Annotated in this window: 10 protein-coding genes; 5 read left to right on the forward strand and 5 right to left on the reverse strand. The window is 45.2% G+C overall.

Annotated features, from left to right (window positions below; genetic code table 11):
* Nucleotides 1-278: 278 nt before the first annotated feature.
* Nucleotides 279-2,552 (reverse strand): FAD-binding protein, encoded by a 2,274-nt coding sequence (locus FYJ51_RS04735; protein ID WP_154503855.1) that lies wholly within the window; start codon nucleotides 2,550-2,552, stop codon nucleotides 279-281.
* Between the two features lie 84 nt (nucleotides 2,553-2,636).
* Entirely contained in the window at nucleotides 2,637-3,452 is an 816-nt protein-coding gene (locus FYJ51_RS04740; protein WP_154503857.1) for a MerR family transcriptional regulator, read from the reverse strand.
* A gap of 9 nt (nucleotides 3,453-3,461) precedes the next feature.
* On the opposite strand from FYJ51_RS04740, the gene FYJ51_RS04745 reads away from it, so the two are divergent.
* The 4 genes from FYJ51_RS04745 (at nucleotide 3,462) to FYJ51_RS04760 (ending at nucleotide 8,361) form a co-directional block, all read left to right on the forward strand.
* Nucleotides 3,462-3,857 (forward strand): hypothetical protein, encoded by a 396-nt coding sequence (locus FYJ51_RS04745; RefSeq protein ID WP_154503859.1) that lies wholly within the window; start codon nucleotides 3,462-3,464, stop codon nucleotides 3,855-3,857.
* A 335-nt stretch (nucleotides 3,858-4,192) separates the two neighbouring features.
* The gene (locus FYJ51_RS04750; RefSeq protein ID WP_205946190.1) at nucleotides 4,193-5,017 is read left to right on the forward strand and encodes a PRD domain-containing protein; all 825 of its coding nucleotides are present in this window, start codon (nucleotides 4,193-4,195) and stop codon (nucleotides 5,015-5,017) included.
* A gap of 218 nt (nucleotides 5,018-5,235) precedes the next feature.
* The gene (locus tag FYJ51_RS04755; RefSeq protein ID WP_235897221.1) at nucleotides 5,236-6,858 is read left to right on the forward strand and encodes a PTS transporter subunit EIIC; all 1,623 of its coding nucleotides are present in this window, start codon (nucleotides 5,236-5,238) and stop codon (nucleotides 6,856-6,858) included.
* Between the two features lie 15 nt (nucleotides 6,859-6,873).
* Nucleotides 6,874-8,361, forward strand: coding sequence for a glycoside hydrolase family 1 protein (locus FYJ51_RS04760; protein WP_154503863.1), 1,488 nt, complete (start codon nucleotides 6,874-6,876; stop codon nucleotides 8,359-8,361).
* 316 nt (nucleotides 8,362-8,677) lie between these two features.
* Here FYJ51_RS04760 and FYJ51_RS04765 read toward each other — a convergent pair whose 3' ends face one another.
* The 3 genes from FYJ51_RS04765 to FYJ51_RS04775 all read right to left on the reverse strand — a co-directional run bounded on the left by FYJ51_RS04765 (nucleotide 8,678) and on the right by FYJ51_RS04775 (nucleotide 12,323).
* On the reverse strand, nucleotides 8,678-9,448 hold the full coding sequence (locus tag FYJ51_RS04765) for a Fic family protein (RefSeq protein WP_154503865.1): 771 nt from the start codon (nucleotides 9,446-9,448) through the stop codon (nucleotides 8,678-8,680).
* A gap of 121 nt (nucleotides 9,449-9,569) precedes the next feature.
* The gene (locus tag FYJ51_RS04770; RefSeq protein ID WP_154503867.1) at nucleotides 9,570-9,956 is read right to left on the reverse strand and encodes a hypothetical protein; all 387 of its coding nucleotides are present in this window, start codon (nucleotides 9,954-9,956) and stop codon (nucleotides 9,570-9,572) included.
* A gap of 159 nt (nucleotides 9,957-10,115) precedes the next feature.
* The gene (locus tag FYJ51_RS04775; protein ID WP_154503869.1) at nucleotides 10,116-12,323 is read right to left on the reverse strand and encodes a hypothetical protein; all 2,208 of its coding nucleotides are present in this window, start codon (nucleotides 12,321-12,323) and stop codon (nucleotides 10,116-10,118) included.
* A gap of 272 nt (nucleotides 12,324-12,595) precedes the next feature.
* Between FYJ51_RS04775 and FYJ51_RS04780 the strand changes: the two genes are divergently transcribed.
* On the forward strand, nucleotides 12,596-12,883 hold the full coding sequence (locus tag FYJ51_RS04780) for a type II toxin-antitoxin system RelB/DinJ family antitoxin (RefSeq protein WP_154503871.1): 288 nt from the start codon (nucleotides 12,596-12,598) through the stop codon (nucleotides 12,881-12,883).
* Nucleotides 12,884-12,940: the final 57 nt, after the last annotated feature.

Consider the following 12,940-nt stretch of genomic DNA (forward strand, 5'->3'; position numbering starts at 1 on the left):
GAAAACTGAATCCGAAAAGCATAACTATCATGTTCTTTGAGAATGTCCTTGGCTTTCATTTCTTTCCAACTGCCATAAATTTGTGGCTCTCATTACTACATATTTTTAGTTTTCATTACTACATATTTATGCTTCTTAAATTTTATCCAGCGCGAAATCCTCCTCGGCATCAAAGTCTGCCCTTCTGCCAAATGCTTTTCCTCCATTTCCGGGTAATAGAAAACGCTTGCCATTTCTGACAAGCGTTTTCTATTCAGAGAATGCTTGATGTCACCGAGTTAATTCTTCACTGCGGCAGCAGCGTTTTCTCCGGCAAGGCGGCCGGATGTGAAGCAGTATCCCTGGGCTACACCGCCATAGTTTGCATATCCCTTTTTGTTAGTGAAGAGAACGCCCATGGAATCTGTTCCTACTGCATAGAGACCTTCAATCGGATCGCCGTCTGTATTCAGAACATGGAATTCTTCATCGACGTCAAGACCGCCGCAGGTTGAATAGATATAAGGCGCGCCTGTGACAGCAATGTAATAGTCATTTCCGTCCTCGATCTGTCCGAGACGCTCATAGCTCTCTTCGGACTTTCCGAGTGCATCATCCTTGTTTGCGACGCCTTCGTTGTAGGTCTTGATAGAAGCGAGGAAGGTATCTACATCCATTTCCGGATAATCTGCCTTGATTGCTTCGCCGAGAGCCTGCAGAGAATCTGCTTTGTAGACAAAGCCCTTTGCAATTGCATCGTTCAGGACAGTGTCGATGTCAGTCATCGGAACATCCTTTGTAGGAACTCCGCCGACGCCGAAGTGATTCAGATAGCGGCCGGATGCGTCTTTCGCAAATCCTTTTTCACGGAGCATATCGATCATATCTGAAGAGTAAATGGAGAAGTATCTGGATCCGCCGACATAAGCGGTGTACTGAATCCGCTCTTCATTCAGGAAGCGTTCGCCTTTCTTGTTCAGCGCAAGCGTTTCGCTGGTCGAGACCATAGCGTATGGAATGTCGTTATCGAACGGAGAATCGTAGTCATTTGTGATTACCGTAGGAGCAGAGAAGTGTGACATCGGAGGCATGTCGATGTTGTAAGTAGCCGCGCCAAGCTCAGTAGCCATGCGGATGCCGTCGCCGGTATTCTGCGCCATGCCGTAAAGCTTCCAGTCTTCGCCGAGATATTCATTCATCATATCTGCGCTTCCGCCGAATCCTCCGGTTGCGAGAATCACCTGTCCGGCATTGACCGTAACTTTCGTGCCGTCATCCATGACTGCAGAAACACCGGTGATCTTTCCGTCAGAATCAGTATTGATGGATTCGACAGTCGTTTCATGGAGAACCTTTCCGCCCAGCTTTTCGAAGTTGCCCTCAAAGGTATTCCACATTGCTTCCGTCTGTGCCTTGTTGCCGACGTAAGGAGTGTAGATAGCATATTTGTTTCCGAGGAATCCGATCGCATCAGTGAATGAAAATCCGTTATCGATCATCCATGCACTGGTCTGACCGGAATTGTCGAGCAGTTCCTTGATGATCTCAGGCTTTGAGCCAACCTCGCCATCGACAGTTGTATAGTCAACCCAATCCTGATAGAGCTCATCTGCATCGACCAGTTCTTGACCTGCCGGCTTATCTTCAACTTCACCGGTTGCCGGATTGGTCCAGTCTTTGATTTCCTTTGCAACCTGAGAAGGCTCATTGATGCTCATCGGGCCGCCAGTTACTGCGGAGGTACCGCCGGTCTTTCCGGCTTTCTCAAGTGCGATGACGTTTGCACCAGCCTGCTGTGCTGCCAATGCAGCCGTAGCGCCGGATCCGCCGAAGCCTACTACGACAACGTCGGCATCATAGGTGCGGTCTTCACCTGGAGTGTCTGCAACAACTGCAGAATAAACTGTCCGATCTCCGCCTGCCTGTTCCACTGCATCCAGGACAGCCGCTTTGATAGCACCGGAAGTTTCAGTTGCGCCAGTAATGGAATCCACACCAACGGATTGTGCTTCGATGATGCGCGGGATCAGAAGATCCTTGGCATTCTTCAGAATGCTTGCAGTTTCACTGTTGTTATCACCAGTGGTAATGTCAGCAATCCTGCCGTTCTTCACACGGACAGTCACAGGGAGCGGTGCAGTAAGACCGAATCCCCATGCGCTTGCAGTATATTCACCATCTGTCAAAGTGCCTTTTTCTTCAGAAGCGGTTGAAGCAGCTGCTGAAGATCCGCCGTTCAATGCAGCATTGCATGCACTGATAACACCGTCGGACGTTCTCGTTGCGCCGGAAACGGCATCAACATCGCAGGCATTTGCAGACACGATTTCGTCGGATAATGTGGAGAAAGCCTTCTGGCCGATATCAGGAGTTTCATCATCTCCTTTGATTTCAGCCTTTGTGATTTTCCCGTTCTCTCTTGTCAGAGTTACGGTGATATCGCCTCCATTACCCTTTCCAGTACCAGTGAGTACTTCGGAAGACGATGATGCGGCGGTGCCAGATCCGGTGCATCCGCAGAGTAGCATTGCAAGCCCTGCTGTTACGGAAATTGCCTTTTTGATCTTGTTCATTCTTTCCTCCCCCAAGACAATTCCGATTCTACAACTATAAAGCTGGTTTATAGTCAACCGTAAAATTAAAAAAATCACAAAATGTCAGCTATTATTTGCATTCACATGCATGAATATATTTTCAATCGTTTTTCGTACGCCCTTTTCGGTATAGGCGAGCTGAATCTCTGAGATCATTTCACCGCATGGTACATATCCTGCAGCTTTAACCTGTGCATACAGCAGAGGATATATAGAATCGTCAAAAATAGCTCGGTTAATTGTGATTTTATAGGAGAAATGCTTTGAAAAATGGACTACATACGGGTAGTCAGGAAAATGATATCGATTCTGCAGTACTTTGGAGATCAGCAGTCCCTTTTCATTGCAGGAGCTCCCATCTGAATGCATCACAATTCTTGAAAGCTTTGCTGATTCAATGCAATTCCAGGATTTTTCAGCTTTGATAGCTTCTTCTTTTTCTGGAGCAAGATCGCCTTCAAGCGGAAGAAAGGATAAATCTGGAATTTCAACTGTTTCAGTTCGAAGATCAGATTTCTTCAGATACTCAATGCTCTTGATCATTTCATCTGTCGCAAGGATTTTCCGCTGAAGGTCCTTCTGTTCTTCAATCAGCTTCTTTTTCTGTGCAGTGAGCGCATCGCTGATTTCATCTTTTTCACTTGATCTAAGAAGATCTTCGGATTCCTTAATCGTAAATCCAAATTTCTGATACTTCTGGATCTGTTCGAGATCAATAAGCTGAACCCTGTCATAAAAACGGTAATTGTTTTCTACATCACGGTGCGGGGTAACGATCCCCTGGCGCTCAAAAAAGCGAACCCCTTCCGTTGTCATTCCAAGCAGTTTTGCTACATCTTTTATCCGGTATTTCATCAGTTCCTCAAACAATGAAATCATACTACCATCATGTTTTTGAAAACGACAGTAGATGGCTGTCAGTATCGCCTGATTCTTTCAAAGCGTATCTGGATTGATGAAACCTATCTGAATGACACTGAATCATGCACGAATTCGAGAGGAAGAGAAGACTGCCCCAAGAATCAGATCTGCATAGTTGCTGCGGTCGATGTCCACAAAAACATGATTGCGGTCCAATGCGGAAACGGAAACCCGACTAGTCAGCGGATTGAAGAAGCTTTTCTCAAGCACATTAAGCCAGGTTCAATAAACGTTCATGATGGGAATGTTGCGCATAATCAGCTGATCACAAAAGCAGGCTGTACGAGCGAAGTTTATAAGGCTGACACTGATGATCCGAAGTACATCGAGCAGATGCGGCTGATCCACAATATGTGCGGCTGACTTCAGAGATTTCTCTGAAAGTGAGGGGAATAGAAGCGGAGAATCTTCTGTCTTGTCTGAACCTGTTTGTATATCTATTAAATATCAAGCGGGATGATGAGAAATACCCGAAAGTAGAACGAGTGGTCACTCATATCCACTTTTACTTACCCAAAAAATTACGAATGTTTCATGCTTGCAAAAATTTAAAAAATGAAAGCGCTTCTATTGACTTCAGCTATCAATTTGATTATAAAGATTAATGTAGACAAGGTGTTACTCTTGCAGGCACTACTTGGAAGCAACGGAGAATGTGTTGTTTAAGTAGTGCTTTTTACTTCTCTGAGGAGAGCAAGATGAAAGTAGTCAAGCAAATAAATAATAATGCAGCACTGGCTCTTGATGCTTCTGGGGCTGAGGTTGTTATTCTCGGTAACGGTGTTGGCTTTCCAAGAGTTCCATATGACCTGAAAGATCTTTCAAAAATTAAGCGCACGTTTTATGATGTTGATCCGAAATATATCGATATGATCGCGGGAATTCCGCAAGCAGTAATTATGGCGGCGGCGGAAATTACTGAAAAAGCTGAGGAGAATCTAGAATGTGATTTGAATGCAAATCTTTCCTTTACATTGGCTGATCATCTAAATTTTGTGATAAGGCGGATGAAGGAAGGTTATTCGTATACAAGTCCCCTTTCCTATGAAGTGAAAAATCTATATCCAAAGGAATACCGCCTTGGTGTATCTGCCCTTCAGATTATTAAACAACATACAGGCATTATGGTTCCGGAGGGGGAAATTACAAATATTGCATTGCATATCATCGGCGGAGAATATGAAAAAGCTGATCATAGCAACTATGCTACAACATTACAGATCGTTCAGGACCTAAATGACATTATCGAAAAAGATATGGGTGTACAGATTGACAGGGAAAGTTTTCAGTATGAACGCTTCATCATGCATTTGCGATATTTGATTCTTCGCCTTTCCACAAACGGGAAAACCACAGATAAGAATTTGTCATTGCTTAGAACTTTTGCTAAGGAATATCCACAAACATATCTGTGTGCTAGAAACATTGAGAAATATTTCCGAGAGAAATGGAACTGGAAGTGCAGTGAAGATGAAGTATTCTACTTGATGCTTCACATCAATCGCGTGATTTCAAAAGAGTAAAAAGTGAACGGAGTGTTAACCGCATCTTGTGGCGCATTACCCGTGAAAACTACATCTATTATTGATGAAGTTTTCATGGGTTTTTATTTCAAGAGGAGGAATAAAAGCGCATTGCGGAAAAACCGTAATCTAGATGATTCTGGATCACAGGATGTGGGAATTCATAAATTTGGCTTAAAGTCGATGGACGCATCGGCAGAGCAATAAAGAGGTAAAGGATGAAGACGAGTGAGATTCTTGAAAACATCTTTCCTTCTGTGGGAGGAAAAGAAAATGTATCTAGTTTCTCTGAAAAAGGGACGATTCTTTATATCTATGTAAAGGATCGCAGCATGGTTCATCCTGACGCCTTAAAGCAGCTATCAGATGTTGAATCAGTTGAGCTCATGAGGGGACATCTGAAGATTACTTTAGCAGAGCAAATTGAATCGGAGGAAATTATGGCAAAGATTGATTATGAGAAGCTCGCATCGGATATAGTAAGGCTTGTTGGTGGAGAACAAAATATCGGTATGGTAACACATTGTGTTACCCGGCTCCGCTTTTCGTTAAAAGATCGTACAAAAGCACAGGATGATGCAATCCGTGCTCTTCCAGGCGTGCTGGGGGTAGTTTACGGAATGGATCAGTATCAGGTTATCCTTGGTGAAAATCTATTTCCTGTTTTTGACACAATCGAAAAATCTTACGATATTAAAACCGGTGATATTGTTAATGAAAATCACGAGGAAGATTTAAAGATAAAGAATCAGCAAAACAAAACCTTTAAATATTATTTCTCAAAAGCAGTTAATTTCATGGCGCAGTCTCTAACACCGTTCATCACAATTCTTTATGGTGCCGGGATGCTGCGAGTAATCCTCTCTCTCTCATCTTACTTTAATTCATCTGCTGCGGACAGCACGACATATAAACTATTCAATTTCGTTGCACAAACACCGTTTTACTTTATGCCTGTGCTTGTTGCTTATGGTGCATCCCGCGTTCTTAAAAGCAATCCTGCGTTTTCAATGACACTGGCCCTTTCATTGCTTTACCCGGATTTCAACGCTCTGGTATCTGCGGGCGATCCAATTACAATGCTTGGAATGCCGGTAAAACTGATTTCTTATTCATCCACGCTCCTTCCTGCAATTTTCCTGGCTCTGCTTGCAGCATGGTTAGAAAAATTCTTCTATAAACATATTCCAGCTGTTCTCCGTTCTGTATTCGCACCCCTTTGCATTCTCCTTGTAGGTTACCCTATTACTATCCTTTTCCTTGGCCCGGCGGGAAATGTTGTAGGCGGTTGGATCGTGAATCTCATCGTTTGGATTGAATCTCATACTGCAGGACTTGCACCTGGCATTATTGCGGCAGCACATCCGTTCCTTGTTCTCTTTGGAGTTAACATGCTGATGGTTCCACCTATGACAGAGCTGTTTACAGCTCAGGGTTATGACAATGTCTTCCGTCCTGGCTGGATTCTTCATAACATTGCTGAAGGTGGATCGTGCTTTGCTGTAATGCTGAAAACAAAAGATGGCGACTTAAAATCAACTGCTCTTTCTGCAGGAATTGGAGCTGTAGTTTCCGGAGTGTCTGAACCGGCACTGTATGGAATTGGTATTCGTTTCAAAACTCCGATTATTGGCGTTTCCATTGGTGGTCTCGTTGGAGGCGCAATCGCAGGAATCATGGGAGCAAAAGCCTATTCAATGGGTTACTCTAGCATCTTAGGTGTTGTAATCTTCGAAGATACAATACTTGCGATTGTTATTGCATGTATCGTTTCATTCGTTGTTTCGTTCCTGATTACATATGCACTCTTCAAAGATGATCCAAAAGCTGCAAAGAATTAAGAAAGGATAGAAAAAATGACTGAAAAACATTATCTTTACCAGGTCCCTCAGGGCTTCCCTCAAGGATTCCTGTGGGGAGGAGCAACCGCAGCAAATCAATACGAAGGAGCCTATATGGAAGATGGAAAGCTTCCTTCTGTTGCTGATGTTCAGCCTCATGGAGTCTTCGGATATCCGGACAGGAATGCTAAATATTACCCGACACATGTTGGCATTGATTTCTACCACCATTGGAAAGAAGACATCGATGCCTTCGGTGAGATGGGGTTCAAAATTTACCGCACAAGCGTAGCTTGGTCTAGAATTTTCCCTCTTGGTGATGAAGATGAGCCGAACGAAAAAGGGCTTGAATTCTATGATAAGGTTTTTGAAGAATGCAGAAAGCAAGGAATGGAACTCATGGTCACAATTTCGCACTATGAGATGCCATTAAATCTTGCTGATAAATATGGCGGCTGGAAAAACAGACGAATGATAGATTTCTATCTGAAATTCGTAAAGACGATGGTTTCAAGATGGAAAGGAATCGTTAAATACTGGCTGACATTCAATGAAATTGGGAACAACATCCATAAGATGGAATGGATGACTGCCGGAATTGATCCGAAGACTGATACGTTACAGGATGTTTATCAAGCAAGTCACTATCAGTTTGTTGCCAGCGCGCTTGCGGTCAAGACTATTCATGAAATAGACCCTGAAGCGAAAGTAGGATCAGTTATTGAGTATAAAACCATCTATCCGATAAGCTGCGATCCTAAAGACATGCTCGTTGTGTACAAGGAAAAGCAAAGAAGTTTCTTTTTCCCAGATGTTCAAATTCGTGGAGAATATCCAAAGTATCAATGGGAATACTTTCAGGACAACAATATCCACATTGAGTACACGGATGAGGACATGGAGATTATTAAAAAATACCCATGTGATTTCCTCAGCTTTACTTATTATCGTTCTAGAATTGCTTCAAAAGACTACCTAGAATCTGTCCAGAAGGAAACCAATACATCTGATAAGGAAGTAAAAGGTGATACTTCTTATCGTGGCGATTCAAATATTGTAAATACCGGTAAGACAAATCCCTATCTTCAGACTACTCCATCAGGATGGTCTATCGACCCAGATGGGCTCTACCTGGCATTAGTTGATCTGTATGGCAGGTATCAGGTACCAATCTTTATCGCTGAAAATGGATTAGGTGTAAAAGAAAACTTAGTTAATGGCACGGTTCATGATGTTTATCGCATGGAATACCTTAAAGCACATGTCGAGGCAATGAAAAAAGCCATTAGAAACGGTGTTGATTTATTTGGATATTGCTGGTGGGGACCGATAGATCTTGTCTCTAATGGATCTGGCCAGATGTCTAAACGTTATGGCTTTATTTACGTAGACCGTAACGATGCAGGCGAAGGAACCATGAAACGTTATAAAAAGGACAGCTTCTATTACTATAAAAAAGTAATTGCTTCAAACGGTGAAGACCTCGAAATTTCCAAAAATTAACGCTTGAATAGGCCGGCGGGTATATTTTCTACCAGTTTGATAAGATGACGACTTTATCTATGAATGAGGGCGTCATCTTTTCAGTACCAGCCGTAATACGGTGCACAAAAAGAAAGCAACCGTTTAATAGAGGGTAAATTGTAATAAAGAATACTACGGATAGATCAACCGTGATCATGAATAAGCGAAATGGGAGCAATTCTCACGAAGGGTGACGTAGAAGAAAGTCGAATAGTGTTAGCGACAATTTACAAAGGTATTCTACAGATTTGAAAAAGCATTCCAAATTTCAAATGGTGGTTTTGAGAATTCATTTTTAACAAGCTCGCTGAAATTTCTTTGCCGTAGAGTACCTATTCTCAACGTCAAAGAAAATGCACTGGGCTTTGTATTCTTTCTGCTCTTTTTCAAAGAGCTTTGAAAGACCAGAATAATTTCCATTCACCTGAGCATCATGCAGGCTGACAATATATTCAGCTCTATTTTCGTTCTTAATGATGAATGGAATAATATTTTTTTCCAAGCACTCGCGGAACAGGATAATTCTCCCGGTTCTTCCGTTTCCATCTTGAAACGGGTGTATGAATTCATACTTTGCGTGAAGCTCAGCCAATGTAGTTAAAGAAACTTCGCTGCATGAATGATACCAGTTAAGCAGTTCTTTCATTTTATCGGAGACAGAAGCAGGAGCCGCTACAGTCAGCCCTCCTACGGTATTCGGGCGCTTCTTATAGTCTCCGATTGCATAGCCGTTTGCTCGATCTTCGAAGACTCCAGCTTTCAACTCATAATGAAAACTTTTAATTAGCTCTTCTGAGAGAGGTTCGTCCAAGGATGCGAGCATTTTATTAAACATCAGAAAATGGCCGTTCATTTCTTCGACATCTTTAGAAAGATAAACAGAATCATTAGGCGGAAGAAACCCTTCTTCAAAAAGGGCCGCTGTCTGATCTTCAGTCAGTGTACTTCCTTCTATTCGGTTTGAGTTATAAGCTAATGTACGCTGCGTATAACCATATAGACCGCTTCGATCATTATTCCTTTTCTCGGTCAGAAGGACCCAGCGGATTGCATTTACTTCACACATATTTATTCCTCCATCACTTGGCAAAGGATCAAGCCAAGGTTTTTTGCCCTTCAAAAATGGCGGCTTTCTCTTGCTGCATCAATTACAGGAGCGATATCACATTGTACCGGAAAGCAGATAATTACTTCTTTGCGCTGGCTTTCTTTCTGCGGCGATCAACTTTTTCTCCGCCTTCTGCAGCGATCTTTTCAGCTTTCTTTGCTTCTTTTCTTGCTTCCCGGAGAGCAACCTTGCGAAGGGTTTCTCCGACGTCATCTTGTGTTTTCAGCCAGGTCAGAATCTCCTTATCTTCCTGGGCCCTGCGCTGGTCTGATTTGCTGGAATGCTGTGCGCGGACAATCTTTCGAATGGATTCCGAGATGTTCTTCTGCTTGTTCAGCCAATCAATGACATCAGCATCTTCGTCATATCTGAAGCGGATCATGAATGCGCGGTAATGTTCATCAACGTATTGTTTCTGATACTGTTTTCTGAGTTCTTCTGAATTCTTTCTCTTCGGTCTAGACATCTCAACTGCCACCCTTAACTGAAACTGACCCTATTCTATCATGGCTCTATCGTTCCTGAAACATTCCCGAAGAAGGTGCGAAGCATGCAGTTGCCCTTTGCTGAAGCAGCATTCATCATTTTTCCTATGTTCTGCTTTCGCAATCGTCCTGGCTTCTCGTCATTCTTCCCTGGTACTTGGAAACCGTCTCCCCTTTGCAAGCGAAAGCTGCCGCTTGCTTGCCGCAATGTCGCGCACGGCCTCATTCTTCCGCTTCTCATCCGCCTGAACTCCATTCACCGCAAGATGCTGGAGGTATCCGGTCACTGGCATGTGGATGTATCCTGCGACGGACTTTGCCCGCTCGTAGTCCTTCGGCGAAAGCCAGATGTACACCTTCTTTCCTGTGCCCTTTGCGTCGGAGGAAGGATGCCTGATCCAGCTGTCACTCCCAGCGCGGCTTCCATGCCAGCCATAGGTCGGAATGCTGACAGGTTCCCTGCGGAGCTGGTCCTCCTCTGTCTCCTCATGGTTAAACCGATGCGCATCCTTTGCGGCTTCATGAATCCTTTGCTGTTCGATGCGGCAGGCTTCAATGATCCGCTCCACTTCATTCAGATCATCGATCTTCCCTGCATCCAGCATTGAAAGCTCGCGGAAGGAGAACCGGAATTCTCCTGTTCCCCCGCGCTTTTCCCATGCCTGCTTCAATGCAGAAACCTTGCGCAGTTCTTCTTTGCTCAAAGTAACCGGGATGTTTGCGGATCCTTTTTCGCGGAAGATCCAGCGGCAGTGCTCCGGATCGAGAGGAGCGTCCAGGGAAAGGAAGCGGCATTTCTTCCGGATCGCATGTGCAGCCGCATCCGCCATCCAGTCATGGCAGAGGATCACGTAATCCCCGGCGCCATGTTCCTGGACTGCATAGATCTGGGCAAGCTGGCGGACTTCAAAGAACGGCATATAGATCACCGGCGAAGGGTGAGCATAGCTTCCTTCTCCGACCATCATCTGGCCATAGGAACCAAGAAGTCCATAGGTCGGCCCGCTAACCCCGAGTTTCGCAAGCACTTCTTTTGAAGCCGCCTGATAGCCGGAGTGGCCGACTGCAAGGATGTCCTTCAGGGTGTCCACGCCGGGGTGAGAGGTCGGCACGACATAGACGCGGGTGAAGAGATCCGTGCCTGCGGTCAGAAGCGACTTCGTGATGCTGCGGGTGTTCTCGGATTTTGCCCGGGCTTTCTCCACCAGACCTTCATCGATCACCCCGTTCTCCAGAATGCGGGCTTCGTTCACCTTCACGGTTCCATTCGTCACGCCCATCGTCATCGCGTAGGCCATCGCTTCTGTGTCGGAAAGATACACCGCGGAAACCTTGTCCCTTGCGCCAGGATCATGGGCGAAGAACAGGCGTGCCAGCTGATCCTTCAGGACGCTCTCGAAACCGAGCTTTCCGGAAAGCGTGAGGAACCGGTTGTCACCCGGCGTTCCCATATAGAACATCACGACCGCTTCAGGAGAAATGTAGACGCCAAGGCATCGCGTTCCGCGGAAGGTGTCGGAACCGGTCATCGCAAAATCATGATCGGGGTCATCATGCATGGAGTTTCTTGCAAAGCCGTCCGAGGGGATCGCATAGACCCCGGAAGCAACCTGATCCACAAAGCGTGCGACTTCCCGTGTGGAGTAGAAGAACCCGGAGAGGTCATTCCGTGTGTTTTCCCACGGATGCTTCTTCCAGAGTGCTTCGCCATCTTCCCTGCTCCAGCCGTCATAGCGGAGATTCTGCGGGTGATCGCTGTCATAGCCGTTTGCGGAAGTGTGAACCCAGGGAAGACATCCCCAGAGATCATAGAGCTCAGGCTTGTCAAACGGGAAGACATGCACGCCTGTGACAAGCATGACCGCCTCCAGACGGGAGAGCTTCAGCTGGCGGACGTAGGCATCAAACCCGGAGCGGGAGAAGCGGTGCTCCTTTTCGCGATAGAAGTTCTGATAGTATTCCTCACCCGGCGGCATCAGGGAAAGATCCTGGAACCTGCCGGTGTTTTCAATCAGCCAGACGAGGCCTTTCCGGGTAAGATGCGCCACGAGATAAGGATTGCGGACGTCGGAAGGATCGGCTGGAGCGATCCAGTTGCGCATGCTGGCACGGTCGGGCTCTGAGGGATTCGCCGGGGTGAGCAGTTCCAGAAGCCCATCCTTCAGGAGATTCCGATAGGTTTTGCTGACATCCTGACGATGAACGGAAAGCGTGCTCCCAACCAGGCGGAGATCTTTCACCCAGCAGCGATTCACTTCAAAAAGATAATGCATCATCAGGAATGCACGTGCACCTAAGTGCGCACGCGAATATGCCTGCTTCTCTGACTCTGACTTCAAACGGGACATGTCGTATGTTCCTCCTTCCTTACTGACGGTCTGCAGAACTAGCTGCTTTAATGCTTGCTGACGCTGTATGCCTGACGTATTTCAATTCTGCGCTTATATCCTCCAGGGTACCCCGAAGACTAGGAAAGTATTAGGTGCAATGCTTCCGTTTTAAATATGGTTTTCCATAGCATTTCCCTGCTTTTTATGCGTAGTATATGCATAATATGCGCATAACCTATTGATTTTGTGCACATTTATGATATATTTATTCTGTCAAGGAGACGAATAATATGGCTAAAGTAAGCACAAATATCAGTCTCGATGAAAATTTGAAGAAGGCCAGTCAGGCGCTTTACTCTGACCTTGGAATGGATCTTTCTACTGCTGTAACGATTTTCTTGAAGCAGTCGCTGCGCGTTCAGGGTATTCCTTTTCCGGTTACAAGAGAAAATCCCAATGCAGAAACAATGGCTGCAATGAATGAGTATTACGAAATGAAGGCACATCCCGAAAAATACAAGCGTTATTCTTCTTTTCGCGATGCAATGAAGGATGCCCTGGAGGATAAGGATGCGTGAACTACTCGGTTACAAGTAACCGAGCTTCAAAGGGCAGACCCTTCTCATTTTTCCTGT

Origin of the sequence: Stecheria intestinalis (assembly GCF_009696165.1) — a bacterium.
GTDB lineage: Bacteria > Bacillota_I > Bacilli_A > Erysipelotrichales > Erysipelotrichaceae > Bulleidia > Bulleidia intestinalis.